We start from the raw sequence: 26,879 nt of genomic DNA, 5'->3' as shown, positions 1-26,879 counted from the left end.
CAACATCAAAAGATCGCAGCCTTCGGCAGCTCCTACAGGGGAGGCGGATGCTCAATTATCGACAGTTGCATTATTTCTGGGTGGTGGCGAAGACCGGCAGCATCGTGCGTGCCTGCGAGCAACTGAACCTGACGCCACAGACCATCAGCGGGCAGATTTCCTTGCTCGAACAGACGTATGGCATCGAACTGTTTCGCCGAGTCGGTCGGCAACTGGAACTCACTGAAGCCGGGCGCCAGGCCTTGCCGTATGCCGAACAGATGTTCCAGCTCGGCGGCGAGCTGGAGTTGATGCTGCGCGCGGAGCCCAATGAGCAGCAGATCCTGTTTCGCGTTGGCGTGGCTGACGTGGTACCGAAATCGATTGTTTATCGCCTGATTGCGCCGACCATGGAGTTGAACGAACCGCTGCGCATCACGTGCCGCGAGGACAAACTCGAACGGTTGCTGGCGGATCTGGCGATTCAGCGCCTGGACCTGGTGATTTCCGACAGCCCGATGCCCTCGCACCTCGACATCAAGGGCTACAGCCAAAAGCTCGGGGAATGCGGCATCAGCTTTTTCGCCACCGCTGCATTGGCCGCCAGGTATGGAGCGGATTTCCCGCGCAGCCTGCACGGTGCGCCGCTGTTGATTCCCGGCCCGGAAACCGTGGTGCGCAGCCGCTTGCAACGCTGGTTTGCCGAGCAGCAGATCCAGCCGAAAATTGTCGGCGAATTCGACGACAGCGCCTTGATGCAGGCCTTCGGACAGTCTGGAAGCGGGATTTTTATCAGCCCCAGCGTGATTGCCGAGGAAGTGAAGCGCCAATGCGGCGTCGAACTGATTGGCCAGACTGATGCGGTGACCGAGTCGTTCTACGCCATTTCGGTGGAGCGCAAGGTCAAGCACCCCGGCATCGTTGCGATTACCGAAGGTGCCCGACGCGAGTTGTTTACGGCGTTATGAAGGCTCGGCGCACAGGTCGCGCGGCTTGAGTGTCATCAGCACCATGGCGAGGAACACCGACAGCAGAATGAAACCGGCGGCGGCAAAGCCGAGAAAACCCAGCCCCGCACTGTCGATGACCCGGCCACCGACCATCGCGCCCAGGCCGATCCCCAGGTTAGCCCCGGCGATGTTCAACGAGGCCGCGAAGGCCGGCGCTTCCGGCGCGGCTTTCATCAGGCGTACGTGACTGACCAGAAACAACGCGGCCTGAGTAATGCCCCAGATCCCCATCGCCACCGCCAGCCCCAGCGGCGAATGAATGTTCGGCACCAGCGACACCATGCCGGCGATCATGAATGCACAAAACAACACCGACGCCCCCAGCGGATGGCGGTCCACTGCACGACCGCCCAGCGAGTTGCCGATCAGCCCGACGGCGCCGAAGCCCATCAGGCACCAGCCGACCACGGTGCCGTTGAAACCGGCCAGACGCTCAAGAATGTCGGCCAGATAGGTGTAAGCGGTAAACATGCCGCTGAACACCAGAATCGACAGCACGATATGGCCGATCATCAACGGGCTGCGCAGAATCTTGAACTGCGAGCGGAAGCTCACCTGGTGCTGGTGCAAACTGGTTTTCGGCAAGTAGACAAACAGCAGCAAAGCCTTGGCAAAGGCGATCACCGCCAGAATGCCGAAGGCACTGCGCCAGCCGAATGCATCGGAAATCAGCGTGCCGACCGGAATGCCGAACACCGTGGCGCAGACAATACCGAAACCGATCTTGGCGATCGCACGACCGGCGAAATCCGGGCCAACGATGTCCACCGCCGTCTCACTGGCCAGCGCCCAGAACACCGGCAGACCGAGCGCGGGAATCAAGCGGGCAAACGCCATCACCCAGATATTCGGCGCCAGCGCCGCGACGGTATTGGCCAGGCCAAACATGATCAGGATGCTGATAAACAGCTTGCGCCGCTCGAAGCGAGCGAAATACGCGGTCAGGAAAGGCCCGAACAGCGCCACGGTAAAGGCGAACAGCGTCACCAGCAAACCGGCCTGGGGGATGGTCACTTCGAGGTCTCTGGCTATCGCCGGCAGCAGGCCGACGATAACGAATTCCGTGGTCAGCACGGTAAAACCGGCGGCGGACAACAGAAGAATGGGCAACAGCATGGCAACTCCAGCAAAACGACGACACCAGCGTTGACCCGAGGGCCCGCTGGCAGAACTTGAAAATAAGGATGCGCAATCTTAACAGAGTGTGTCCGGGCTGACTTGCACAAACCTGCCGACTTTGTTGCCTGATCCGGTGGCAGATCGTCACACGCCTGAAGGATGGGTCTTACGCTGTGATAAAGTCCGCGCCCTGAAAAACGTACAGCTTGTTCAACGATCGGTTTATTGACGTTGAAAGCGCTTCAATCCTTTCGGTTCGTGACGCTGGCCTGCCCCCGATTCGCCGGCGCTTTCATGCAACCTGCAGCCTATAAAAAATCAGAGATGCCGCTATGACTGCTTCATCCCCTTCTGTCTTGCAACGTCTGAAGAACCTGAGCCTGGTCGCACAGATCCTCATCGGCCTGATTGCCGGTATCGCTTTGGCGATGTTTGCCCCGCAAGTGGCGAAAGATACCGCATTCATCGGCAAGGTATTTGTTTCGGCGTTGAAAGCCGTGGCACCGATTCTGGTGTTCGTGCTGGTGATGGCTTCGATTGCCAACCATAAACACGGCCAGGAAACGCACATTCGGCCGATTCTGTTCCTGTACTTGCTGGGCACGTTCGCCGCCGCAGTGGTGGCTGTGGTTGCCAGCATGGCATTCCCGTCGCATCTGGTGCTGGCCACCGAAAACGTTGCGGTGACTGCGCCGGGCGGCATCGCTGAAGTGCTGCAGAGCCTGCTGCTGAGCGTGGTGGACAATCCGGTGAAGGCGCTGATCGAAGCCAATTTCATCGGCATTCTGGCCTGGGCCATCGGCATGGGCGTGGCGATTCGGCATGCCGGCGATACCACCCGTGAAGTGCTCGGTGATCTGTCCAACGGCGTGACCCTGATTGTGCGCGTGGTGATTCGCTTTGCCCCGCTGGGCATTTTCGGCCTGGTCGCCTCGACGCTGGCCACCTCCGGTTTCGGCGCGCTGATCGGCTACGCGCACCTGCTCGCCGTGCTGCTCGGCTGCATGCTGTTCGTGGCGCTGGTGATGAACCCGCTGATCGTGTTCTGGAAACTGCGCCGCAACCCGTACCCGCTGACCCTCAAATGTCTGCGCGAAAGCGGTATCACCGCCTTCTTCACCCGTAGCTCGGCGGCGAACATTCCGGTCAATCTGGAATTGAGCAAGCGCTTGGGCCTGCACGAAGACACTTACTCGGTATCGATTCCACTGGGCGCGACCATCAACATGGCCGGCGCGGCAATTACCATCACTGTGCTGACCCTGGCTGCCGTGCATACTTTGGGCATTGCGGTGGACATCCCGACCGCGATTCTGCTCAGCGTGGTCGCGGCCATCTGCGCCTGTGGCGCTTCGGGCGTGGCCGGTGGTTCGTTGCTGTTGATCCCGCTGGCGTGCAGCCTGTTTGGCATTCCAAGTGAAATCGCCATGCAGGTGGTGGCGGTCGGTTTCATCATTGGTGTGTTGCAGGATTCTGCCGAAACGGCGCTGAACTCCTCCACCGACGTGCTGTTCACCGCAGCGGCGTGCCTGGGCGAAGAAGCGAAAGCCCAACGCGCTGCGTAACCCTGTAGGAGCGAGCCTGCTCGCGATAGCGATGTGTCATTCAAAGACATTTTGACCGATAGATCGCTATCGCGAGCAGGCTCACTCCTACAAAAAGCGATAAAAAGCCCGCCAAGGCGCAAACCTTGGCGGGCTTTTTTGTAGCTGAGTGTTTTAGAACGCGCCCATGTAATCGCGTTTACCCACTTCAACACCGTTATGACGCAGCAGCGCATACGTGGTGGTGACGTGGAAGAAGAACTGCGGCAGGCCGTAGGTCAGCAGGTAAGCCTGGCCGCTGAAGCGCTTCTCTTTCGGCGTGCCCGGACGGGTAACGATTTCGATGCCTTCCTTGCCATCGATCTGCTCTGGCTTGATCTCGCCGATGTAAGCCAACACCTTGGTGATCAAGGCTTGCAGTTCGGCGAAGGTGGTTTCGGTATCGTCGTACTTCGGCACTTCGACTTCAGCCAGACGCGAGGAAACGCCTTTGGCGAAGTCCACCGCGATCTGCACCTGACGGGTCAGCGGGAACATATCCGGAAACAGACGCGCTTGCAGAAACGCGTTCGGGTCGATGTTTTTCTCGGTGGCGTGGGCTTCAGCCTTTTTCAACACATCGCTCAAAGCGTTGAGCATTTGTTGAAAAACCGGGACGGATGCGGCGTACAGGGAAATAGTCATGGCAGTCTCGTGTGGTGGCTGGGTGGAACAAGGAGGCGATTATAGCCATGCTTGATGACCACACGGCTTGCCTTTTGTTAGGCAAGGATTAGGCTAGGCGCCTTCGACTGCTGAGGGAACGCGCGATGACGACCGAACATGAATCCACCTTCGACGAGCCTCGGCTCAACGCCACGGAAATCCGCATTCTCGGTTCGCTGATCGAGAAACAGGCGACCAGCCCGGAAACCTATCCGCTGACGCTCAACGCGCTGGTCACGGCGTGCAACCAGAAAACCAGCCGCGAACCGGTGATGAACTTGACTCAAGGTCAGGTCGGCCAAAGCCTGCGAGCCCTTGAAGGTCGCGGTTTCGCCAAGCTGGTGATGGGCAGTCGCGCCGACCGCTGGGAGCACAAGGTCGACAAGGCGCTTGAACTGGTGCCGGCGCAGGTGATTCTGACGGGATTGATGTTTCTGCGCGGCCCGCAAACCATTAACGAACTGCTGACCCGCAGCGGGCGCATGCATGATTTCGAAGATGCCGAGCAGGTGCTGCATCAGCTTGAGCGTTTGATTGCGCGGGGGTTGGCGGTGCTGATTCCGCGTCAGGCCGGGCAACGTGAAGACCGTTACACCCATGCACTGGGCGATCCGGCGGATATCGAGGCGATTCTGGCAGCGCGGCAGAATCCGCAAGAGCGCGGCGCAAGCAGCGGCGTGTCCGTCGAGCGCATCGAAGAGCTGGAGGCGCGGATTGCTGCGCTGGAAGAACGCCTGGCCCGCCTCGAATAACCAACATAAACCCCTTGTAGGAGTGAGCCTGCTCGCGATAGCGGTGTGTCAGTCACATCATCTTTGAATGACACACCGCTATCGCGAGCAGGCTCACTCCTACAGGGTTGTGCGTCAATTCAGGATCTGTGTGCTATTCGCCGTCCCAGTAATCCACGCCATCCGCCTGCCGCGCCACGGCGACGAAACCTGAGGCATTGCCCTCGGCATCGACCGTGAAGTTATCCATCACCGCGTATTTATTCGAATCCGGGTACTCACAGATTTCCGGCTGCTGCTGGGTGCTCACCGCCAGATAACGCAATTCAGCCTGACTGGTATTGATGATCTGATGCGCCTTCTCCGGCCCACCCGGTGGACAGGCGATCACATCACCCTCGCGAATCGGAAAGCGCTCGGCACCAAGGCGCACCTCTCCCTCCCCGGCCACCACGTAGAACATTTCTTCATTGACCCGATGACTGTGAAACGGACTGCCGCGCATGCCTGGCGCAAGCACGTACAGGCGATAACCGAGTTTTTGCGAGCCCAGTTGCTGGCCGATTCGCGCCGTGCGTTGCTGGTAGCGTCCGGCGGTTTCGCCTTCGGGGGCCAGGGCTTCGGGCAGCGGTTCGAGTTCGACCTGGTGCAGGTTGAGGATAGGCGGATGCATGGGGGCCTCGGGCACGGTTTTTATGGAGGGGCAAGTCTTTGCTTGCTGGTGAGGCAGTATAGGCAGCAGGTGAAACCGAGGTGAATTCATCGCTGGCAAGCCAGCTCCCACAGAGTTTGGGGCGGCCCCAAAGACTCCTGCTCCCACTCGGTACCTGTGGGAGCTGGCTTGCCAGCGATGAGGCCAGTCAATTCAACACATCATCAGCTGCGGGCAAACGCCACCGCCGCCGCAAACTGCTGCTCATTCGGCCGCACGCCGGTGTACAGCACAAACTGCTCCAGCGCCTGGATCGCTATGACCTCAAGCCCGGTAATGACCTTCTTGCCCTCCGCCCGGCCACGCACGATCAACGGCGTCTCCGAAGGAATCGCCACCACATCAAACACGGTATCAGCGGCTTTGATCACGTCAGGCTCGAACGCCAGTTGCCCGGCTTCCGGGCCGCCGTCCATGCCCACCGGCGTGACATTGATCAGCATCTGCGGGCGCTCATCGCCCAGTTCGGCCTGCCAGCGGTACCCCAGCGATTGCGCCAGTGCTCGCCCGGCAGGCTCATTGCGCGCCACAATCAGACCATTCTGGTAGCCAACATCACGCAGGGCGCTGGCCACCGCTTTGGCCATGCCGCCACTGCCGCGCAGGGCGAACGTGGTTTCTGTGGGCACCGCATGGGTTTCAAGCAACTGGGCGATGGCGATGTAATCGGTGTTGTAGGCCTTGAGATGGCCTTGAGTGTTGACGATGGTGTTGATCGACTGGATCGCCGCCGCCGACGCATCGAGTTCATCGACCAAAGCAATACAGGCTTCCTTGAATGGCATCGACACGCCACAACCACGGATGCCCAAGGCGCGAATGCCGCCGACCGCGCCGGTCAAGTCCTGGCTGCTGAACGCCTTGTAATAGAAATTCAGGCCCAGCTGCTCATACAAATGGTTATGAAAACGCAGACCGAAATTCCCTGGGCGACCCGACAGGGACATGCACAGTTGGGTGTCTTTGTTCGGGTTCATCTGCATGAAACTTCTCCTTCAAACGCACTTTCGGATAGACGGGATTAGCCAGCCCATCGGGTTCTGAACGATCATAGAGGCCTGTTTTAAACGTGTTCTGTGGCCCTTGCCCGGCCCGGTAAAGAAGCCGGTACAGACCTTACACAAAATTTACCCAGCGGCTGTGCTGATTTTCAGAATTTCGCTGTCTTAGAGGTATCCCCGCGACAACTGTGGGCCTGGTGCAGGCCCTGCCGCCGGGTCGAAGAACCGAGGAATTATCATGATTCGTAAACTCCCTATCGTGGCCCTGCTGATCGGTGCATTTGCTGTCGCAGGGCAAGCAGAAGCCCACGGCGGCAACAACTGGCAAGGCCCGGCGGTGTTTGGCGCGATCGTTGGCTCGGCCATCATCGGCTCGGCACTGATCAATCAGGATCGCCCGGTGTACGTGCAACAACAGCCGGTTTATGTTCAGCCACAACCGGTCTACGTGCAGCAGCCACAACCGGTCTACGTGCAGCAGCCACCACCACCGGTCTACTACCAGCCTGCACCGGTGTATGTGCAACAACCGGTTTACGTTCAACCGGCCCCTGTCTACTACGGCCCGCCTCGCGGTTATTACGGTCGGCCACATGGCTATTACGGCGGCCCACGCTGGTAATCGAAATACAGAGCCCCGCTTATATAGCGGGGCTTTTTTATGACCGTTGGTCGGCCAGCGTCTGAAAAAATCTCGCCAAGGTCGCTGTGAGGACAGTTTCAGCGGCTAAAGTCGGCATGATGGATTGACCGTTATGGACACTTCCACAAAACGGTCATCGCTTTGTCATGACGGAACCGCACTCTGAATCCGTCCGTAAACAACAGGTTGATAACAACAAGGACGACCGCATGCCAACACAAAACCCGCACCGCATCGTCGGTTTGTGCACCTCAAGCAAGGTGTACAGCGCGCTGACCGAGCTCAAGCATCTGGAAGGCCATCGCTGTGCCAAGTTTCTCTCCTTGCTGGCGGAGAATCTGGTGCACAAAGGCCTGCTCAATGAGCGCGAAGTCATGCACATGCTTGATCAAGTGGTCGATTGAGGCAGCCCTCAACGGCATCAATGACCACTATCAAAAGCGTTGATTGTCCGTAGAACCTGCAAATCCCTAAGGTAGCTCTATAGATTGATGGAGGTACTTTTCATGGCTCAGGTTCAAATCATGTCCGTTATCGGCAGCGCCGTTCCCGCCTCGCTTCGGGCGTCGGGTCTGCTTGCCTGCTGGTATCTGATGCGCGACGGCGAGGCGATCAGCGGCCCGCTCACCTCGTTACCCGCCGCTCAGGCGTTGTCGCAAAAGCTTGTCAGCGAACCGTTTCGCGCCTAAGGCAGTTGCACCTTGGGCTTGGTTTCGACGAACAGCGCCCAACTCGACATGAACAACGCCGCGATCAAAGGCCCGATCACGAAGCCGTTCAAGCCGAACACTGCCAGACCGCCCAGGGTCGAGATCAGAATCATGTAGTCGGGCATGCGCGTGTCCTTGCCCACCAGAATCGGGCGCAGTACGTTGTCCACCAGGCCGATCACAAAAACCCCGAACAACCCCAGCACCACGCCCTGCCAGACCATCCCGCTGAGCAGGAAATACGCGGCCACCGGCGCCCAGACAATCCCCGCGCCCACCGCCGGCAACAGCGACAGAAACGCCATCAACACCGCCCAGAGCAACGCGCTGGGAATGTCGAGAAACCAGAAAATCGCCCCGCCCAATGCGCCCTGCGTCACCGCGACGACCAGATTGCCCTTGACGGTCGCCCGCACCACCCGGTTGAACTTCAGTTGCAGACGACGCTTGTGGTTTTCTTCCAGCGGCACCGCCGTGCGCATCTTGCGCGCCAGTTCGGGACCGTCACGCAAAAAGAAAAACAGCAGGTACAACATGATGAAAAAACTCACCACGAACTCGAATGTGCCCTGGCCGAAACTGAAGGCCTGACTGGCCAGCACCTGGCTGCCCTGCATCGCTGCCTTGACGATTTTCTCGCGCAGCGCATTGAGTTCACCGACGCCAAAACGATCAAGCAAATGCTGAAAGTACGGCGGCAGGCTGTGTTTGAACTGCGCCAGATACGCCGCAATATCGAGTTCACCGCTCTCGATGTTCTTGTAGACCGTCGCCCCTTCCTGCACCAGTAACACGCTGAGGATGATCACCGGCAAAATCGCAATCACCAGACAAACGCTCAACGTACACAGCGACGTCAGGTTGCGTTGCCAGCCGAATTTCGCCTGCAGCCGGCGCTGCATCGGCGCAAAGACAATGCCGAGGATGACGGCCCAGAACACCGCGCCGTAGAACGGCAGCAAGATCCAGATGAAGGCCACCGTCACCAATAACAGCAGCACGGTGAGGGATTTGAATTGAAGACTTTTTTCGTTCATGTCCGATCCATGTCAGTCAGGCGCCACGCACGCCTGCCCCACTTAGTCAGCCGCCATCCGCGCGAGTGCCATCTTTGTTTATGGAGCATAGATCCAGATCAATAAAGCCTCGTCGCCACTGACTTACCCTGCCGCGCTTTTGCGACCGACGCTGCCATGACCCCTACCCTCGCCGCCCCGGAACTGCTGGCCCCCGCCGGCACCCTGAAAAACATGCGTTACGCCTTCGCCTACGGCGCCGATGCCGTCTATGCCGGCCAGCCGCGCTACAGCCTGCGGGTGCGCAACAACGAGTTCGATCACGCCAACCTCGCACTCGGCATTCGTGAGGCTCAGGCGCAGGGCAAACGCTTCTACGTAGTGGTCAACATCGCGCCACACAACGCGAAACTGAAGACCTTTCTCAAGGATCTGGCGCCGGTGATCGAGATGGCGCCGGACGCGCTGATCATGTCCGACACGGGCCTGATCATGCTGGTGCGCCGGCATTTTCCACAGATGCCGATTCACTTGTCGGTGCAGGCCAACACGGTGAACTGGGCCAGCGTCGAGTTCTGGCAGCAACAGGGACTGAGCCGAATCATTCTGTCGCGCGAGCTTTCGCTGGAAGAAATCGGCGAAATCCGTGAGCAGGTGCCAGGCATGGAGCTGGAAGTTTTCGTCCACGGTGCGCTGTGCATGGCTTACTCCGGGCGCTGCCTGCTCTCGGGTTACATGAACAAGCGTGATGCCAATCAGGGCACCTGCACCAACGCCTGCCGCTGGAAATACTCGGCGCAAGAGGCCACGGAAAATCAGCTGGGCGAAATCGTCCAGACCTTCGAGCCGGAACCGACCCTGGGGATCGGGGCGCCGACTGATCAGGTGTTTCTGTTGCAGGAAGCCAATCGCCCCGACGAATTGATGCCCGCATTCGAGGACGAACACGGCACCTACATCATGAACGCCAAGGACCTGCGCGCGGTGCAGCACGTCGAGCGCCTGACCCGGATGGGCGTGCATTCGCTGAAGATCGAAGGGCGGACCAAATCGCACTTCTACTGCGCGCGTACTACGCAGGTGTATCGCCGCGCCATTGATGATGCCGTGGCCGGTCGTGAATTCGATCGCAGCCTGATGACCGATCTCGAATCACTGGCTCAGCGCGGGTATACCGAGGGATTTCTGCGTCGGCATGTGCATGACGAGTACCAGAATTATCAGCACGGCAGCTCGGTGTCGGAGCGCCAGCAATTTGTCGGCGAGTTGACGGGGGAGCGGCGCGGGCGGCTGGCCGAGGTCAAGGTGAAGAATCGTTTTGCCTTGGGTGATCACCTCGAACTGATGACGCCACAGGGCAATTTCCACTTTGATCTGCATGAGCTGCAAAGCCTCAAAGGTGAGGCGATCGAGGTCGCACCGGGGGATGGGCATACGGTGTACCTGCCAATACCGGAGGCGCTGGATCTGCGTTTTGGCCTGCTGATGCGCGATCTGTAGGAGCGGCCGCAGGCAGTGATCTTTTGATCTTTAAAAACAAAAGATCGCAGCCTGCGGCAGCGCCTGCAGGGTCAGGTGAATTCTTCGTGCAGCATCGCGACGAATGCTTCTCGCGCCGGGTGCACGCCGGCGTTTTCATGCCAGTAGAACAGGTTGTCGATGGCCGTCAGTTCGGCGAATTCAAAACCGACACAGCCGGCGCCTTTGGCGTATTGATCAAACACGCCCTTGGGCACCAGGGCCACACCGGCACCGGCGCTGACGCAGCCGACGATCGCCCCGTAACTGGCAAGGCTGACAATCGGCAGCGCCTGGCCCTGGCGCAACAACCAATGCTCCAGCGCCGCCCGATACGGGCAACCTTGCGGCCACATGAACACGGTTTTGTCCTGCAGATCCTCGATGCTGCGCACCGGCCCGAACGATGTCGAAGCAATCAACAGCAACTCCTCGCGGTACATTGGTGTGCGTCGCAACTGCGAACGTTCGACGTCCACCGCAACAATCGCCCCGTCGAGGCGATGGCTGACGGTGTCGTCGAGCAACTGGCCCCAGGTGCCGGTGGTGAGTTCCAGCGCCACCTGCGGATAGCGTTTGTGAAACTTCGCCAGTAACTTGGGCAAGCGGCCCGTGGCCGACGATTCGATAGCGCCGATACGCAATGGCCCCGACGGCTCGGCCGAGGGATCCACCGCGCGTTTTGCCTCAGCGGTCAGCGCCAGAATTTTCTCGGCATAGCTCAGAAACGTCTGCCCCGCCGGGCTGATCCGCAGCCCGCGCCCTTCGCGCAAAAACAGCGCCACCCCCAACTCGGCCTCCAGCGCCTTGATGCGCGCGGTGATGTTCGACGGCACGCAAAACAGCTTTTCCGCTGCCCGGGCGATGCTGCCGACGTCGGCCACGGTCTTGAACATGCGAATTTGTGCCAGCTCCATATTCATCACTCTGAGTGAACATTCAGCGCAGTATAAGTCAGTTGTGGCGAACAATAGGCCACCCGGATACTCGGCGTATTCCTCCTCCTGGTACGCCGATCATGCCGCCCCCTTCTCCCTGGAAAATCCTCTTGGCCATGGCCTTTGTCGTCGGCTGCTGGGCGTACTCACCGACCGGCATTCACATCGGTCTGCAGGCGTACGACCCCGGGCATCTGGCACTCATGCGGTTTCTGCTGGCGTCGTTGTTGATGGCGGTGATTGCCGCGTTCAAGGGCATTCGCTTGCCGCAAGGGCGTGATGTGCCGCTGCTGTTCGCGCTGGGGTTCTTCGCGGTCAGCCTGCATCACGTGGCCCTGAACATTGGCCAGCAGAGTGTCAGTGCCGGGGCCTCCAGTGTGCTGGCGCAGTCGAGCCCGTTGTTCAGCACGCTGCTGGCGCGGTTTGTTTTCAGGGATCAGGTCAGTGCCTGGCGCTGGGGTTGCGTGTTACTGGGATTGGTCGGTGTGGTGATTGTGGTCAGCGGCGACAAAGGCTTGGGCGCAATCGATGCGCACGGCTTGCTGATCTTGCTCGCGGCGCTGTCGTGGAGCCTCTACTTCGCCCTGCAAAAACACCATGCCCGGCGCTACGACGGCTTCAGCCTGGCGTGCTACGCGGTGTGGTCAGGCACCTTGCTACTGCTGATTTACCTGCCGGGGCTGGGCGACACCGTGATCAATGCGCCGCTGCGCGTGCAATGGGCGGTACTGGCCCTGGGGGTTTTTCCCAGTGCGCTGGCGTATCTGGCGTGGGGGTATGTGCTCAAACATGTGGATTTGAGTCGGGCGACAATGACGCTCTACCTGATCCCGCCGACGGCGATGGGGATTGCTTCGGTGGGGCTCGGCGAGCGGCCGACGTTGATGGTGCTGGTGGGTTCGGCGGTGGTGTTGGTCAGTGTGCTGGCGTTGAATCTGGAGCGGCGAATCGGGATTACCCGAGCAGCAATCTGATCAGCGTTCGTGGTTGAGGCCGATGCCGTCATCGCTGGCAAGCCAGCTCCCACAAGGTTGCAGCTAGACATGATTTTTATGTCCACCCTAAAACCTGTGGGAGCTGGCTTGCCAGCGATGAGGCCAGCAATAACGGCGCATACCTGGACACTTGGCGCCCATCAGCGCCGATCATCCGACAGTGGCGTTGGCTCATCCGCCGGCGGCACGTCTTCATCGGCGCCCGGGTCCTTCCAGTCTTCCGGCCGATCGGCATCACTCAACGGATCGCGTCCCGGACTCATCCCCGGCGGTGCATCGTGATCGGCCAATGTCGGCTCATCCGTGCCCGGCATCGGCCGGGTTGGGTCGGTCGGCAACACACCACCCTGAAACAGCAAATCGTTAGCCATGACGCACCTCACCAAGGAGGTCCGGAATACCCGGGCCGTACAGCTTGGAATCGACCGGTTGTACACCGTGCTATCGAACAGACCAACGGCGCTCAACCCTGCGCGGAAAACCGATCGCGGCTATTGGTCAAGTGCAACCACATCGCCGCGCGCGCCGCATCCGGGTCCTGACGCTTGATCGCATTCAGAATCGCCTCGTGTTCCAGATTGGCCAATTGCCCAAGCTTGCTCAGGTCCGCCGCCCCGCGCTCGACCGCGTTGAGCCGCTGACGTGGAATCATCGCACTGCCCAGGTGCTGCATGATCTCGCTGAAGCAGACGTTGCCGGTCGCTTCGGCAATCAACAGATGAAAACGCCGATCAGCTTCGACGCAGCTGTCGTTGTTCGCCAGCAGGCGCTGATAGTCATCCAGCGCCTGCCGCATTTGCAGCACCTGCTGCTCGCTGCGCCGTTGCGCCGCCAGCGCCGCCGCTTGCGTCTCCAGGCCCAGGCGCAATTCAAGAATGCTGCGCACCCCCAGCGCCGTATCGACGTTCAGCCGCAGCCCCTGCTCCGGGGCACGCTCGATCACAAACGTGCCAATGCCATGCCGCGTCTCGACCAGCCCCGACGCCTGCAATTTCGAGATTGCCTCACGCACCACGGTGCGGCTGACCCCGTGCTCCTGAACGATGGTGTTCTCCGATGGCAACTTGTCACCCGGTGACATCTGGCCGAGCAGGATGCTCTGGGTGAGCTTCTCCACCAGGTCATGGGCGAGGTTGTGCGCACGTTTGCGCGCGGGGGCGTCGAGGTCTTCTTGCATGGTCGGTTCCGGTGATCGGGGGCTCGTCGATCGTAGCATTGCAAGGATGGCTGACGAGACTGAAATTAGCGCTGAAACACAGCCAACTTGTATGACAACACTAAAATAGAGCGTGAAACCTTTCTTAACCCGAAGACCATACCTTGACTGTAGGCAGAGAAAATTCGCTCCCTTAACAAGGAAAACAACCAATAAACGCTGGCCCCAAACACAAAAAAGTATAAAAACAGGACCATCCAGAGAAAATTAATCGGGCCAACCCACTTGTAGGACAAAAAATTCAAGTTGTATGATGTCTATCAACAACGCAGCACCCAGCCCTACCCCGCATAAAAATAATCAGTGGGAGAAAACCAAGTGAAAACCTCCGTCTCCGGGATGAACGAGGGCGTCGATTCGACACTCGCGTCGGCCATCTCGAAAGTGAAACGCCACGTCCTGCCGCTCTTCGTGATCATGTTCATCGTCAATTACATTGACCGGGTGAACATCGGTTTCGTCCGCACCCACATGGAACATGATCTGGGCATCGGTGCTGCCGCCTACGGCTTCGGCGCCGGTCTGTTCTTCATCGGTTACGCGCTGTTCGAAGTACCCTCCAACATGCTCCTGCAGAAAGTCGGCGCACGCATCTGGCTGACCCGCATCATGCTCACCTGGGGCCTGGTTGCCGCCGGCATGGCGTTCATCCAGAACGAAACCCACTTCTATGTTTTGCGCTTCCTGCTTGGCGTGGCCGAGGCCGGGTTCTTTCCCGGGGTGATCTACTACTTCACCCGCTGGCTGCCCGGCGCCGAACGCGGCAAGGCAATTGCGATCTTCCTCAGCGGTTCGGCCGTGGCCTCGTTGATCTCCGGCCCGTTGTCCGGCCTGCTCCTGCAAATCAACGGGCTGGGCATGCACGGCTGGCAATGGATGTACTTCATCGAGGGGATGTTCTCGGTGTGCCTGTGCGTGTTCGTCTGGTTCTGGCTCGACGCCAAACCCCACGACGCGAAATGGCTGAGCCGTGCCGAACAGGACGCACTGGTCAACGCCATCGACGACGAACAAAAGGCCCGCGAAGCCGCGACGCCGATCCGCCCGTCGATGGGCAAATTGCTCAAGGACCGGCAGATCATTCTGTTTTGCCTGATCTACTTCTTTATTCAGCTGACCATCTATGCGGCGACCTTCTGGCTGCCAAGCATCATCAAGAAAATGGGTGAGATGAGCGACTTTCAGGTCGGCCTGTTCAACTCGATCCCCTGGTTGCTATCGATCATCGGCATGTACGCCTTCGCCTCGTTCTCGGCCAAGTGGAAACACCAGCAGGCGTGGGTCGCCACCGCGCTGTTGATTGCCGCAGCGGGAATGTTCATGTCGACCACCGGCGGACCGATCTTCGCCTTCGTCGCGATCTGCTTCGCGGCGCTGGGTTTCAAGTCGGCTTCGTCGCTGTTCTGGCCGATACCGCAGGCGTATCTGGATGCCCGCATCGCTGCGGCGGTGATTGCGCTGATCAACTCGGTGGGCAACCTCGGCGGCTTCGTCGCGCCCACCACGTTCGGCCTGCTCGAAGAACACACCGGTTCGATTCAGGGCGGCCTCTATGGTCTGGCCGCGACCTCGATCATCGCCGCGATCATTGTCTTCTTCGCGCGCACCACAGCGAAACCTGCTGCTGACATTCCTCTGGCCGATGCCGCGCCAAAGCACGCCTGACGTCCATTTTTAAAGATTGCGAATTAGAAGGATAAAAACCATGACCGCACACGACACTGCCAAAGCCCCGATCATCACCGACATGCAAGTCATCCCGGTGGCCGGCCACGACGGCATGCTGCTCAACCTGAGCGGCGCCCACGGGCCGTTTTTCACCCGCAACATCGTCGTTCTCAAGGACAACGCCGGCCACACCGGCGTCGGCGAAGTGCCTGGCGGCGAGCGCATTCGCCAGACCCTGGAAGACGCGCGCAGCCTGGTGGTCGGCAGCCCGATCGGCACGTATCAGAAAATCCTCAATCAGGTGCGCCAGACCTTCGCCGACCGCGATGCCGGCGGTCGTGGTTTGCAGACCTTTGACCTGCGCATCACCATCCACGCGGTGACTGGCCTTGAAGCCGCCCTGCTCGATCTGCTCGGCCAACACCTCGACGTACCGGTTGCCGCACTGCTCGGCGAAGGTCAGCAACGCGACGAAGTGAAGATGCTCGGCTATCTGTTCTACGTCGGCGATCAGCGCGAAACCGACCTCGCCTACCGCAGCGAACCAGACGCCGACAACGACTGGTTCCGCGTGCGCCACGAGAAAGCGATGACTGCCGAAGCGGTGGTACGCCTCGCCGAAGCGGCCCATGCCAAGTACGGTTTCAAAGACTTCAAGCTCAAGGGCGGCGTGCTCAGCGGCGATGCGGAAATCGAGGCGGTGACGTCACTCGCCGAACGCTTCCCCGAGGCGCGCATTACCCTCGATCCGAACGGCGCGTGGTCACTGAAAGAAGCCATCCGTTTGTGCCGCGACCAGCATCAGGTGCTGGCCTATGCCGAGGACCCGTGTGGCGCGGAAAACGGCTATTCCGGGCGCGAGGTGATGGCCGAATTTCGCCGTGCCACGGGGCTGAAAACCGCGACCAACATGATCGCCACCGACTGGCGCGAAATGGGCCATGCGATCCAGTTGCAGTCGGTGGACATTCCGTTGGCCGACCCGCATTTCTGGACCATGCAGGGCTCAGTGCGTGTCGCGCAGATGTGCCATGAATGGGGCCTGACCTGGGGCTCGCATTCCAACAATCACTTCGATATCTCACTGGCAATGTTCACCCACGTCGCCGCTGCCGCACCGGGCGACATCACCGCGATCGACACCCACTGGATCTGGCAGGACGGCCAGCGCCTGACCAAGGCGCCGCTGCAAATTGTCGATGGCTGCGTGCAGGTGCCGAAAAAACCGGGGCTGGGTGTCGAACTGGACATGGACCAAGTGGCCAAGGCTCACGAACTGTATAAAGGCATGGGCCTCGGCGCGCGGGATGACAGCGTGGCAATGCAGTTTCTGATCCCGGGATGGAAGTTCGATAACAAACGGCCGTGTTTGGTGCGTTGAACACTAGCCTGGGTTGAATCAGATTTTGTATTTTGACAAATGAACCTGTGGGAGCTGGCTTGCCAGCGATAGCGGTGGGTCAGCCGACATCGATGTTGACCGTGCCGGCCCTATCGCTGGCAAGCCAGCTCCCACAGGGACGATGTGAGTCAGACAGAGATCTGCAGCAGCCAGTTTTTGAATGCGAGCATCGCCACTGTTTCCGGGCGTGACTGCAACCGGGTCAGCCAGTAACTGCCGGTGGTGATTTCAATCGCAAACGGCTGACGAATCGCATCCGCCGCCAGTTGCCGGGCGAACATCAGCGGCGGTGCCAGCGCCACCCCACTGCCCTGTAACGCCGCTTCCATCATCGCCAGCGACGAGTCGAAGACGATGCTCTGTGGCGGTGCGGCCTGAGCCGCCAACCCGGCGGCGTGAAACCATTCCGGCCATTCATCAGTGCGATACGAACGTAACAACGTCTGCTGCAGCAGATCACCCGGCGCATGCAACTGCCGGGCGATTTCCGGCACGCACAACACTGACAGCGGCGCATCGAGCAAACGTGTCGCTTCGATTCCGTGCCAGGCTCCGGCGCCAAAGCGGATCGCATAATCCAGCCCCTCCGCCGCCACATCCACGCGGTTGTTATTGGTCGACAGCCGCAGATCTATAAGCGGATGTTTCGCCCGGAAGTCCGCCAGCCTCGGCAACAGCCACCCCACGGCAAATGTGCCCACCGCACCGACGGTCAACATCTCACGGTACTGGCCACCGGCGAGGCGTTCGAGAATCTGCGCGATGTGATCAAACGAAGTACTCAACACCGGCAGCAGGGTTTCGCCCTCACTGGTCAGCATCAGCCCACGGGGCAGGCGTTTGAACAAAGTGACGTTGAGCTGCACTTCGAGGCTTTTGACCTGATGGCTGACCGCTGCCTGAGTGACACACAGCTCCACCGCCGCGCGGGTAAAGCTCAAATGGCGCGCGGAGGCTTCGAAAGCGCGCAGTGCATTGAGCGGCAATTGAGGTCGAATCATGCCCAGTCCCAAATTTTTCTAATGGCTCGTGCGAAATTTCGTCGTTTGCCGATCACCGTCGAGCTGACTAAATTAGCCGCGCTGATCAGCCGCCCGACGGGGAAATCGTCCGCAGTGTAGCGGGATAAAACCATCAACACTCATGGAGAGTGGTTCACTCATGTCATCCATCCACCCGATCAAAGTCATTTCCTGCAGTGCTTTCGGCCTGCTGTTCAGCGCTGCCTCCTGCATGGCCGCCGCACCTGGCGACGCGCAACTGCAAGCGCTGGTCAACGCCGCCGTCATTCCGATCATGCAGCAACAGGACATTCCCGGCCTGACCGTGGCGCTGACCGTCAAGGGTCAGGCGCATTACTTTAACTACGGCGTCGCCGCCAAAGACACCGGGCAAAAGGTCAGTGAAAACACCTTGTTCGAAATCGGTTCGGTGAGCAAAACCTTCACCGCCACCCTCGCCGGTTACGCCCAGGCCACCGGCAAACTGGATCTGTCGAGCAAGGCCAGTCAGCTTTGGCCGGATTTGAAAGGTAGCGCTTTCGACCACATCAGCGTGCTGCAACTGGGCACCTACAGCGCCGGCGGCTTGCCGCTGCAATTCCCGGAAAGCGCGGATTCGGCCGACAAGATGCTCGGCTATTTCCAGCGGTGGAAACCGATCTATCCGGCAGGCAGCCATCGCCAGTATTCCAACCCGAGCCTTGGGCTGTTCGGTTATCTGGCCGCGAAAAGTCTCGGCCAGCCATTCGATCAAGCGATGACGCAAACCCTGCTGCCGAAACTCGGTTTGCAGCACACCTACCTCAGCGTGCCCGCCGCGCAAATGAGCCTGTATGCGCAGGGCTACAACAAGGACGGCAAACCGCTGCGCGTCACACCCGGTGCGCTGGACTCGCAGGCTTACGGGGTAAAAACCAGCGCCGTGGACATGCTGCGTTACGTACAAGCCAACCTGAGGCCTGAAACACTGGAACCGCTGCTGCAACAAACCATCGCCAACACGCACACCGGTTACTACAGCGTCGGCGACATGACCCAGGGCCTGGGTTGGGAAATGTATCGCTACCCGATCAGCCTCGACCGTTTGCTCGCCGGCAACTCGACGGAAATGGCCATGGAGGCGCACAAGGTGCAGTGGCTGAATCCGCCGCAACCGCAGCCGGAAGACGTATTGATCAACAAGACCGGCTCAACCGGTGGTTTCGGGACTTACGTGGCGTTTGTACCGAGCAAGGATGTTGGCATCGTGATCATGGCCAACAAGAACTTCCCGATTCCTGAGCGGGTGAAGATGGCTCATGAAATCCTCAGCGCTGTGGCTGAATAAAGATCAAAAGATCGCAGCCTGCGGCAGCTCCTACATTGACCGAGTGAAAACCCGATTGTGTAGGAGCTGCCGCAGGCTGCGATCTTTTTGCAGGCAAAAAAATGGGCGATCTTTCTTGGATCGCCCATTTTTCATTGCTCTTTTACGTGATCAATCATCCGGCATTTCCGGCGGCTTGGTTGGTTTAGCCGGTTTAGTGGGTTTGGCGTTCTTGGCGCCTTTGGCCGGCTCTGGCTCGGCAGCAACCGGCGCTTGGGCAGCAGCGGCTGCTTCTTTCTCAGCCATCGGCATGGCGTCGATGGTGTCGAAAATCTTCTTCAAGTCCACCGCCTTCGCTTCATCCCCCGAGGCCGAGAGTTTGGTCTCGCCGTCCTTGCCCACCAGAAACACTTTCGGGTACGCCCCGGCGCCCAGCTTCAGCGAGCGCAGCAACGCCATGGTGTCTTGCTGGCCCATGTCCTTGCCGTCGAGCTGGCCGGACATGTTGAGGATGGTGTAGACCTTGATGTTGCGGTCGGTGACGCCCTTTTTATTCGCGGGGTCTTCCAGCGACTTTTTCAGGCTGACCCACACGGGGTCGACGGTGCTTTGCGCGATCACGATCAGCGGTCGGGCGCGGCCCATATCCCCGGCGATGGGCGAATCGTTGTCAGCGGCGAACAAGGGGCCGGCAATCGCCAGCAAGAGTGTCAGGGTCAGTGACCTGATGAGCATGCGCATCTCCTTTTGATATCCACGCTCTAATGATTGCGCATCGTGGCGATTGTTCCGGGGCGACCCGGCAAATATCTTCCGCCTAGTCAGAAGCTTAGGACAGGCGCGACATTGCGCAACATATCCGATGTGATCGCAACGCGGATTTGATTACCTTTTATGACCGCATTAGGGTGGACGCTTCGCCAATGAAATGGAGTTCACCCGCATGCACATCGATTACCTGTGCGACCGCCCCGAATTGATCGCAGAACTGGCCACGCTCAACTTCAAGGAGTGGGGCGAGTTTCGTCCCGGGCAAACCGTTGAGCACCGCATCGAGCATATGCGTGAATCTTGTGGCAAAGGTGCAGTGCCCAGCGTGGTGGTTGCGCTTGAGGGGTCACGACTGCTGGGCGGCGCGCTGCTCATCGAAAACGATCTGAAACTGCGTCCGAACCTGACGCCATGGTTGGCTGGGGTTTATGTGAAAGCAGAAGAGCGCGGTCGCGGGATTGCTTCGCAACTGGTCAAGCGTGTGGTTGAAGAAGCCGCGGCGCTGGGTGTGCCTGAGTTGTATCTGTACACCGACACGTCGCAGTCGCTGTATGCACGACTGGGTTGGGAAGTGATTGAAGAACTCGTCTACGACGATTTGCCGGTGACCGTCATGAAATACACCCTCCACCGCTAACCCCTGTGGCGAGGGGATTCATCCCCGTTGGGTTGCGAAGCAGCCCCAAAACCACCCGACACGGAGTCTCAGGCAGACCCGGTCGTTGTGACCCAGGACCCGCTGCGCAGCCCAACGGCACGCGACGACGTTTCGCTAAATCCCCTCACCACAAAGGTAGCGCTTCAGTTCAGGGTTGAGTCGAGCGCTGCGAGCAACTGCCCAGCATCGACTCGCCGCTCGCCGATCCTGAGCTCACCGCTGTCGAGACCAACACTCAGCATCACCGACCCGCGATCCCCCGGATACTTACGCAACATCAACTCGATGCTATCGGGAGTCTCGTCAGCAGTAGCGATCAGATCCCACAGGCTGTCGCTCAGATCCAGCAGCACCTGCTGGCGCTGCTGATCAACCACTTTCGGCGCATACAGCCAATGGCTCATGCGCATTTCACGCGGCTCGACGGTGATCGCGACACGGCCATCGCAGTGATAAGTGGTTTCACTCATGGCCGGATCAGAACGCCAGTTTGTAGCCGATCAGCACCAGCATCGTTGCCAGGCACGGACGCAGGACTTCGTCGGAGATACGCCCGGTCAAGTGGCTGCCGAGCCAGATGCCCGGCAGCGAGCCGACCAGCAGAAAGCCCAGTACACCCCAATCCATGTTGCCCATGCTCGCATGGCCCAGGCCGGCGACCAGCGTCAACGGCACCGCGTGGGCGATTTCCGTGCCGACCAAGCGGCGGGTCGGCAGCAGCGGATAGAGGATGAACAGCGCCACGGTGCCCAGTGCGCCAGCGCCGATCGAGGTCAGCGCGACCATGGTGCCGAGGATCAGACCGGTGATCACCGTCAGCAGATTCAAGCGTGAACCGCTTGGGTTGTAGTTGCCACCCGCGCGTTTGTGGGCGAACTCGAGCAAGCGTTTCTTGAAGAAGATAGCCAGCGCGGTGGCGAACAGGACGAAGCCCAGCGCCTGTTTGATGATGGCGTTCATCGCCTCCGGCGCGGTGTGCAGGGTGCTGAGAAACCACAGCGTCATCGCCACCGCTGGCACGCTGCCAAGGGTCAGCCAACCGGTGATGGCCCAGTCGATGTTCTTGTTCTTTCTGTGCACCAGCACGCCGCTGGATTTGGTGATGGCCGCGTACAACAGGTCAGTACCCACCGCCGTGGCCGGGTTGATGCCGAACCACAGCAGGATTGGCGTCATCAAGGAACCGCCGCCGACACCGGTCATGCCGACAATAAAACCCACCACCAGCCCGGCAATCACCAGGCCGAAATTTGCCAATTCCATTAAACCGTCCAGAAAAACGACAGGAAAAATCTGGCCCGCAGCATAGCGATTTTTCTTATAACTACATATATCGATACGGTCTATCGTTATACCCCAACACCCCACTCCCCTGTAGGAGCTGCCGCAGGCTGCGATCTTTTGATCTTAAAAAACAACATCAAAAGATCGCAGCCTGCGGCAGCTCCTACAGAGGTGCGTTGTCAGTGCTGGCGGCGGCCGGGTTTGAAGCTGTGCTGGCTGTTGATCCACACGGTGGCCAAGGCGATCAGGGACAGAATCAGCAGTGCCCACGGAAACGACATTGCCCCGGCCCGATCCAGCAACAACCCGCCAAACAGGCCACCCCCGGCAATCGCGACATTCCACGAGGTGGTGAGCATTGCTTGCACCACGTCGACATGTTCGCCGGCCGAGTCCGCTGCCGAGGTCAGCAACAAGGTTGCCGACCCACCGAACGACAAGCCCCACACCGCCATGCAGGCATAAATCACCGGCGGTGACGGCGCAGCCAGCGCCAGCACCAGCGCCGTCAGTGCAAACACCGCGAGGCTGATCAGCGTCAGCCAGCGCAACCAGCGATCCACCAGCAGACCGATGATCCAGATGCCGCCCAGCGAACACAGACCGAACACCAGCAGCACCAGATCGACCCGGTCGGACAGCCCGGCCTGCATCAGAAACGGCGCAATGTAGGTATAGAGAATGTTGTGCCCGAGCATCCACGTCAGCACCACGAACAGTACGGGACGCACGCCCGGCAGGCGCAGCGATTCGAGCAGCGGTAAACGCTCTTCGCTGGATTGCCCCGGACGATCCGGCACGGCGATGACAATCCACGCCGCCAGCACCAAAGCCAGCGCCGACATGATCCCGAACGACGCGCGCCAGCCGATCAAATTGCCCAGCCACGTCCCCGCCGGCGTGCCCAGCGACAGCGCCACCGGTGTGCCGAGCATGGCAATCGCCAGCGCCCGCCCCTGTTGATGCACGGGAACGATGCCGCGCGCATAACCGGCCATGATTCCCCACGACAACCCCGCCGCCATCCCGGCCAGGAAGCGCGAAGCCAGGGTCAGGCCGTAATGGCTGGAGAACGTGGTGACCGTGTTGAACAGCAGAAACCCGCCCACCGTCATCAACAGCACCCGCCGCCGCGGCCAGCCGCGCGTGGCGACGGTCAGCGGAATCGCCGCGACAATCGAGCCCAGCGCATACAGGGTCACCAGTTGCCCGGCGAGCACTTCGCTGACGTTGAGCCCGGCGCCAATTTGCGGCAGCAGCCCGGCCGGCAGGGTTTCGGTGAGGATGGCGATAAAACCGGTCATGGCGAAGGCCAGCAACGCGGCGTAGGGTAATTTGTCCGTCCGAACGGTCGGGTCGACGCGGCTGAAATCGGCGCTTGCGGGGTCGGTCATGACAGGGGTGGCTCCATTTTGACTCAATTATGACGGATGATTGTATACAACTTATCCCCGTGCCACGCCACCCACACCGTAAGGACTGACAAAACGCCGAATCCCTGTAGGAGCTGCCGAAGGCTGCGATCTTTTGACCTTATAAACAGCAAGATCAAAAGATCGCAGCCTTCGGCAGCTCCTACAGGGGAAAAATGTTTGCAGACCATCGCGGACGGTTACTGCACCGGCAAGAAATTCAGGAACAGCAGACTCTGCGCGTAGTTGAGGCCGATGCGCCGGTAACGCTCGTCGAGCATCTGCGTGATCAGGTCCAGGCGCGCGACGATTTTGCCGAACTCGGTGGCGAAGCTCAGGTTGCTGCCCTCCTCCGAGATCTCGTTGGAAAACAGCAGCGGCTGGCCGGCGGTGTTCTGCCGCTGGGACAAAATCCATGTGGCTTTTTCGATATTGCGTGCGGCGTTGTGCACGAACGTCGGATTGATCGCATCGGTCATGTAGAACTCGGTGCGATTGCCGTGGGCGGTGACCAGCATGCTGCCGATGGCATAGATGAACGCGCCGACACGATCACCGAGAAACTCCGGGCTCATTGCATAGCTGAGCGCTGCGAGGTCCTTGCGCCCGCCCAGCACCGGCAGCGGCTGTTGCTGCTCGACGGCCAGCCGCACCTGTTTCACGGCGGCATGGATGTTGAGAAAACCTGACTTGCGCAACTCGTCCGGGTTGCGCAAATACAGCTTGGCCTGCAAGCGGTAAAGACTGTTGAGGTTGTCGCGCATCGCCAGGGTGGCCATGCGGTCGACGCTGGTCTGCAAGAATTCCTGCGGTTTGCCCTCACGCATCTGGTTGAAAAAACCGTTGCCGTCCTGATGGCTGCAACCGCTGAACAACAGCGACGACAAACAGGCGAGCAACAGGCACGGGCGACGGACACACGCAGTGATCAGGTCAAAAGCTCTGGGCATGAATTCTCGAACAGGGACATTCCTGTGCGGCGGGAGTCACCGCATCCTTGGCCATGGATAGAGCCACCGATTGCGAAAAAGTGCAGTGCGGCAGGCAATCAGCCGACCTCCGGCGACTTCCCTTGGATCATTTAGTCAGTCTTTATTATTGAAATAAACGATTCATCAGCTATAAATCTCCACTACACCCACAAATAGCATGACTAGTTACCATGTAGGAGCTGCCGAAGGCTGCGATCTTTTGACTTTGATTTTTAAAGCCAGATCAAAAGATCGCAGCCTTCGGCAGCTCCTACACGGGATCGCGCCGTTTTGAAAACAACAACAAGAAGGAAGGTCAACCATGCTTCAATCACGTCACCTGCTCTCCGGCCTCGGACTGTCCCTGATGATCGCCACCCTTTCCGCCCAAGCGGCCGGCCTGACCGCCGAACACAAAGCCTTCGGCAAAACCAATGACGGCACGCCCGTCGAGCAATACATCCTGCGCAACAGCCATGGCATGCAAGCCACCGTCATCACCTACGGCGCGACCCTGCAATCGCTGAAAGTCGCCGACAAGCACGGCAAGTTCGACGACGTGGTGCTCGGTTTCGACGATGTGCAGGGCTATCAGAAAGGCACTGCGTACTTCGGCGCAACCATCGGCCGCTTCGGCAATCGCCTGGCCGAGGGTGCGTTCGAACTCGACGGCAAGCGCTATCAAGTGCCGCAGAACGACAAGACCAACGCGCTGCACGGCGGCACGCTGGGCTTCGACAAAAAGGTCTGGAAAGCGCAGGAAACCAAGGACAAGGATTCCGTCGGCGTGACCCTGACCTATCTGTCGGCAGACGGTGAAATGGGCTTCCCCGGCAACCTCACCACCGAAGTGACCTATCGCCTCACCGACAACAACGAACTGCGCATCGACTACAAGGCCAACACCGACAAACCCACCGTGCTCAACCTGACCAACCACAGCTACTTCAACCTCGCCGGCGCCGGTAATGGCGACATTCTCAAACAGGTCGCGACCCTGTACGCCAGCCATTACACGCCAGTGACGGCAAAACTGATCCCGACCGGTGAATTGGCGCCAGTGGCCGGGACTCCGATGGACTTCAGCAAACCGACGGCAATTGGCACGCATATCAAGGCTGATCATGAGCAACTGAAATTCGCTGAGCCGAAACAGGGTGGATTTGATTTCAACTGGGCGCTGGATACCGAGGGCGATATCGGCAAAGTTGCTACTGAGGTGAGTGATCCGCAGTCCGGTCGCGTGCTGCAGTTGTTCACCACGGAACCGGGCGTGCAGTTCTACACCAGCAACTTCCTCGACGGCACGGTCAAGGGCAAGGGTGGCAAGGTGTATCCGCACTGGGGGGCGTTTACCCTGGAGACTCAGCACTATCCGGATTCACCGAATCAGCCGAACTTCCCGAGTACGCGACTGGATCCGGGGCAGACTTACAACCACAGCGTGATACTGAAATTCACCGCAAAATAACCCGCCTCCCCCCTGTGATGAGTTGAGTTACCTGTGGCGAGGGGATTTATCCCCGTTGGCCTGCGCAGCGGGCCCAAAATCAGACAACCCGGTTTAACTGATACTCCGCGCTGAATGGTTTTGGGGCTGCTTCGCAACCCAGCGGGGATAAATCCCCTCGCCACAATGTATTTCAGCCACTTCATAAAGACTCCTGATCTGGAAGCTTTCGGAACCCCTGAGCTATCCTGCTGCCCACTAAAAGGTATCGACACATTCAGCAAGGAGGTTTGCATGCGTACCCTCGAATTGGCCGGCGTGCAGGTGCCGGTGATTGGCCAGGGCACCTGGCGCATGGGTGAGGATCGTTCGGCGCACAAGCGTGAAGTGGCGGCGCTGCGCACCGGCATCGAGCTGGGCATGACCCTGATCGACAGCGCCGAAATGTACGCCGAGGGCGGTGCCGAATCGGTGGTCGGCGAAGCGATTGCCGGTCTGCGCGATCAAGTGTTTCTGGTGAGCAAGGTCTACCCGCACAACGCCGGCCGCAAAGGCATCCCGCAGGCCTGCGAACGCAGCTTGCGCCGGCTCGACACCGATTACATCGACCTCTATCTGCTGCATTGGCGCGGCCAGTATCCACTGGAAGAAACCGTCGAAGCCTTCGAACGTCTGCGTGAGGACGGCAAAATAGGTCGCTGGGGCGTGTCGAATTTCGACGTCGACGACCTGGAAGAACTCTCCAGTTCGGCCTGCGCCACCAATCAGGTGCTCTACAACCTCGAAGAGCGCGGTATCGAATTCGATTTGCTGCCGTGGTGCCAACACCAGCGCATGCCATTGATGGCCTACTGTCCGATCGGTCAGGGCGGCGCCATGCTGGCTGAACCGGTGCTGAACCAGATTGCCATTCGTCACGGCGTGACCCCGGCACAGGTTTCGCTGGCGTGGATTCTGCGTCAGGATGGGGTGATTGCGATTCCCAAGGCTGTGCGACCCGAACACGTGCGACTCAATGCACAAGCGGCGCAGCTGCAACTGGAGGCCGGGGATCTGGCGGCGCTGGACCAGGCGTTTCAAGCGCCACAACGCAAGCAGCGGCTGGCCATGGTCTGAGCC

28 protein-coding genes are annotated in these 26,879 nt (G+C 59.6%); 14 read left to right on the top strand and 14 right to left on the bottom strand.

The window, feature by feature from the left end:
• Positions 1-47: 47 nt before the first annotated feature.
• On the top strand, positions 48-947 hold the full coding sequence (gene nhaR, locus ACQ4MY_RS12900; protein ID WP_440095369.1) for a transcriptional activator NhaR: 900 nt from the start codon (positions 48-50) through the stop codon (positions 945-947).
• On the opposite strand, the gene ACQ4MY_RS12895 is transcribed toward nhaR, so the two are convergent.
• On the bottom strand, positions 942-2,105 hold the full coding sequence (locus tag ACQ4MY_RS12895) for an MFS transporter (protein ID WP_158835233.1): 1,164 nt from the start codon (positions 2,103-2,105) through the stop codon (positions 942-944). The two genes, nhaR and ACQ4MY_RS12895, sit on opposite strands and share 6 nt — an antisense overlap.
• Before the next feature lie 335 nt (positions 2,106-2,440).
• On the opposite strand from ACQ4MY_RS12895, the gene sstT reads away from it, so the two are divergent.
• Positions 2,441-3,673 (top strand): serine/threonine transporter SstT, encoded by a 1,233-nt coding sequence (gene sstT / locus ACQ4MY_RS12890; protein WP_440095367.1) that lies wholly within the window; start codon positions 2,441-2,443, stop codon positions 3,671-3,673.
• A gap of 153 nt (positions 3,674-3,826) precedes the next feature.
• On the opposite strand, the gene ACQ4MY_RS12885 is transcribed toward sstT, so the two are convergent.
• Positions 3,827-4,336: a DUF1993 domain-containing protein gene (locus tag ACQ4MY_RS12885; RefSeq protein ID WP_008077741.1), complete on the bottom strand. Its 510-nt coding sequence runs from the start codon at positions 4,334-4,336 to the stop codon at positions 3,827-3,829.
• A 125-nt stretch (positions 4,337-4,461) separates the two neighbouring features.
• Here ACQ4MY_RS12885 and ACQ4MY_RS12880 point away from each other — a divergent pair, with 125 nt between their 5' ends.
• On the top strand, positions 4,462-5,109 hold the full coding sequence (locus ACQ4MY_RS12880; RefSeq protein ID WP_008077742.1) for a YceH family protein: 648 nt from the start codon (positions 4,462-4,464) through the stop codon (positions 5,107-5,109).
• Positions 5,110-5,242: 133 nt separating this feature from the next.
• On the opposite strand, the gene ACQ4MY_RS12875 is transcribed toward ACQ4MY_RS12880, so the two are convergent.
• Entirely contained in the window at positions 5,243-5,761 is a 519-nt protein-coding gene (locus ACQ4MY_RS12875) for a cupin domain-containing protein (protein ID WP_008077744.1), read from the bottom strand.
• Between the two features lie 203 nt (positions 5,762-5,964).
• Positions 5,965-6,783, bottom strand: coding sequence for a shikimate 5-dehydrogenase (locus ACQ4MY_RS12870; RefSeq protein ID WP_440095366.1), 819 nt, complete (start codon positions 6,781-6,783; stop codon positions 5,965-5,967).
• 256 nt (positions 6,784-7,039) lie between these two features.
• On the opposite strand from ACQ4MY_RS12870, the gene ACQ4MY_RS12865 reads away from it, so the two are divergent.
• From ACQ4MY_RS12865 to ACQ4MY_RS12855, 3 genes are all read left to right on the top strand, one after another.
• Positions 7,040-7,423 carry a hypothetical protein gene (locus ACQ4MY_RS12865; RefSeq protein ID WP_440095364.1) on the top strand — a complete coding sequence of 128 codons (384 nt, stop codon included), beginning with the start codon at positions 7,040-7,042 and terminating at the stop codon, positions 7,421-7,423.
• 230 nt (positions 7,424-7,653) lie between these two features.
• Positions 7,654-7,848 (top strand): hypothetical protein, encoded by a 195-nt coding sequence (locus ACQ4MY_RS12860; RefSeq protein ID WP_016984641.1) that lies wholly within the window; start codon positions 7,654-7,656, stop codon positions 7,846-7,848.
• 102 nt (positions 7,849-7,950) lie between these two features.
• Positions 7,951-8,133 carry a hypothetical protein gene (locus ACQ4MY_RS12855; RefSeq protein WP_008077753.1) on the top strand — a complete coding sequence of 61 codons (183 nt, stop codon included), beginning with the start codon at positions 7,951-7,953 and terminating at the stop codon, positions 8,131-8,133.
• Here the strand turns inward: ACQ4MY_RS12855 and ACQ4MY_RS12850 are convergent.
• Complete coding sequence (locus ACQ4MY_RS12850; protein WP_008077756.1) at positions 8,130-9,191, bottom strand: AI-2E family transporter; 1,062 nt, start codon at positions 9,189-9,191, stop codon at positions 8,130-8,132. The genes ACQ4MY_RS12855 and ACQ4MY_RS12850 overlap by 4 nt on opposite strands.
• A gap of 156 nt (positions 9,192-9,347) precedes the next feature.
• Between ACQ4MY_RS12850 and trhP the strand changes: the two genes are divergently transcribed.
• Positions 9,348-10,670 carry a prephenate-dependent tRNA uridine(34) hydroxylase TrhP gene (trhP, locus tag ACQ4MY_RS12845; protein WP_440095362.1) on the top strand — a complete coding sequence of 441 codons (1,323 nt, stop codon included), beginning with the start codon at positions 9,348-9,350 and terminating at the stop codon, positions 10,668-10,670.
• A 71-nt stretch (positions 10,671-10,741) separates the two neighbouring features.
• On the opposite strand, the gene ACQ4MY_RS12840 is transcribed toward trhP, so the two are convergent.
• The gene (locus ACQ4MY_RS12840) at positions 10,742-11,605 is read right to left on the bottom strand and encodes a LysR family transcriptional regulator (RefSeq protein ID WP_440095361.1); all 864 of its coding nucleotides are present in this window, start codon (positions 11,603-11,605) and stop codon (positions 10,742-10,744) included.
• A gap of 101 nt (positions 11,606-11,706) precedes the next feature.
• Between ACQ4MY_RS12840 and ACQ4MY_RS12835 the strand changes: the two genes are divergently transcribed.
• Positions 11,707-12,600, top strand: a complete 894-nt coding sequence (locus ACQ4MY_RS12835) for a DMT family transporter (RefSeq protein ID WP_440095360.1) — start codon at positions 11,707-11,709, stop codon at positions 12,598-12,600.
• Positions 12,601-12,761: 161 nt separating this feature from the next.
• Here ACQ4MY_RS12835 and ACQ4MY_RS12830 read toward each other — a convergent pair whose 3' ends face one another.
• Both ACQ4MY_RS12830 and ACQ4MY_RS12825 read right to left on the bottom strand, forming a co-directional pair.
• Positions 12,762-12,992 carry a hypothetical protein gene (locus ACQ4MY_RS12830; RefSeq protein ID WP_008077765.1) on the bottom strand — a complete coding sequence of 77 codons (231 nt, stop codon included), beginning with the start codon at positions 12,990-12,992 and terminating at the stop codon, positions 12,762-12,764.
• A 92-nt stretch (positions 12,993-13,084) separates the two neighbouring features.
• Positions 13,085-13,798 (bottom strand): FadR/GntR family transcriptional regulator, encoded by a 714-nt coding sequence (locus ACQ4MY_RS12825; protein ID WP_008077767.1) that lies wholly within the window; start codon positions 13,796-13,798, stop codon positions 13,085-13,087.
• Positions 13,799-14,155: 357 nt separating this feature from the next.
• On the opposite strand from ACQ4MY_RS12825, the gene ACQ4MY_RS12820 reads away from it, so the two are divergent.
• The gene (locus tag ACQ4MY_RS12820) at positions 14,156-15,502 is read left to right on the top strand and encodes an MFS transporter (RefSeq protein WP_440095359.1); all 1,347 of its coding nucleotides are present in this window, start codon (positions 14,156-14,158) and stop codon (positions 15,500-15,502) included.
• Positions 15,503-15,542: 40 nt separating this feature from the next.
• A complete protein-coding gene (gene gudD / locus ACQ4MY_RS12815; RefSeq protein WP_440095357.1) occupies positions 15,543-16,886 on the top strand; it encodes a glucarate dehydratase in 1,344 nt (447 codons plus the stop codon).
• A gap of 149 nt (positions 16,887-17,035) precedes the next feature.
• On the opposite strand, the gene ACQ4MY_RS12810 is transcribed toward gudD, so the two are convergent.
• Entirely contained in the window at positions 17,036-17,908 is an 873-nt protein-coding gene (locus tag ACQ4MY_RS12810; RefSeq protein ID WP_440095355.1) for a LysR family transcriptional regulator, read from the bottom strand.
• 232 nt (positions 17,909-18,140) lie between these two features.
• Here ACQ4MY_RS12810 and ampC point away from each other — a divergent pair, with 232 nt between their 5' ends.
• A complete protein-coding gene (gene ampC / locus ACQ4MY_RS12805; RefSeq protein WP_440095592.1) occupies positions 18,141-19,235 on the top strand; it encodes a class C beta-lactamase in 1,095 nt (364 codons plus the stop codon).
• Between the two features lie 150 nt (positions 19,236-19,385).
• Here the strand turns inward: ampC and ACQ4MY_RS12800 are convergent, their stop codons facing one another.
• The gene (locus ACQ4MY_RS12800; protein WP_008077777.1) at positions 19,386-19,949 is read right to left on the bottom strand and encodes a DUF4174 domain-containing protein; all 564 of its coding nucleotides are present in this window, start codon (positions 19,947-19,949) and stop codon (positions 19,386-19,388) included.
• Positions 19,950-20,157: 208 nt separating this feature from the next.
• Between ACQ4MY_RS12800 and ACQ4MY_RS12795 the strand changes: the two genes are divergently transcribed.
• Positions 20,158-20,622 (top strand): GNAT family N-acetyltransferase, encoded by a 465-nt coding sequence (locus ACQ4MY_RS12795; protein ID WP_440095354.1) that lies wholly within the window; start codon positions 20,158-20,160, stop codon positions 20,620-20,622.
• Positions 20,623-20,786: 164 nt separating this feature from the next.
• On the opposite strand, the gene ACQ4MY_RS12790 is transcribed toward ACQ4MY_RS12795, so the two are convergent.
• The 4 genes from ACQ4MY_RS12790 to ACQ4MY_RS12775 all read right to left on the bottom strand — a co-directional run bounded on the left by ACQ4MY_RS12790 (position 20,787) and on the right by ACQ4MY_RS12775 (position 24,289).
• Entirely contained in the window at positions 20,787-21,113 is a 327-nt protein-coding gene (locus ACQ4MY_RS12790; RefSeq protein ID WP_440095353.1) for a hypothetical protein, read from the bottom strand.
• Between the two features lie 7 nt (positions 21,114-21,120).
• Positions 21,121-21,906: a sulfite exporter TauE/SafE family protein gene (locus ACQ4MY_RS12785; protein ID WP_008077785.1), complete on the bottom strand. Its 786-nt coding sequence runs from the start codon at positions 21,904-21,906 to the stop codon at positions 21,121-21,123.
• 200 nt (positions 21,907-22,106) lie between these two features.
• Complete coding sequence (locus ACQ4MY_RS12780; RefSeq protein WP_158832717.1) at positions 22,107-23,321, bottom strand: MFS transporter; 1,215 nt, start codon at positions 23,319-23,321, stop codon at positions 22,107-22,109.
• 218 nt (positions 23,322-23,539) lie between these two features.
• Positions 23,540-24,289: a hypothetical protein gene (locus ACQ4MY_RS12775; RefSeq protein WP_440095352.1), complete on the bottom strand. Its 750-nt coding sequence runs from the start codon at positions 24,287-24,289 to the stop codon at positions 23,540-23,542.
• 343 nt (positions 24,290-24,632) lie between these two features.
• Here ACQ4MY_RS12775 and ACQ4MY_RS12770 point away from each other — a divergent pair, with 343 nt between their 5' ends.
• Together ACQ4MY_RS12770 and ACQ4MY_RS12765 are read left to right on the top strand one after the other, a co-directional pair.
• A complete protein-coding gene (locus tag ACQ4MY_RS12770; protein WP_440095351.1) occupies positions 24,633-25,781 on the top strand; it encodes an aldose epimerase family protein in 1,149 nt (382 codons plus the stop codon).
• Between the two features lie 273 nt (positions 25,782-26,054).
• A complete protein-coding gene (locus ACQ4MY_RS12765) occupies positions 26,055-26,876 on the top strand; it encodes an aldo/keto reductase (RefSeq protein ID WP_440095350.1) in 822 nt (273 codons plus the stop codon).
• The last annotated feature ends 3 nt before the right edge of the window (positions 26,877-26,879 follow it).

The organism is Pseudomonas sp. SM4 (genome assembly GCF_051913165.1).
Taxonomy (GTDB): Bacteria; Pseudomonadota; Gammaproteobacteria; order Pseudomonadales; family Pseudomonadaceae; genus Aquipseudomonas.
The sequence above is the reverse complement of the archived record's forward strand: the minus strand, read 5'-3'. Positions and strand labels throughout refer to the sequence as shown.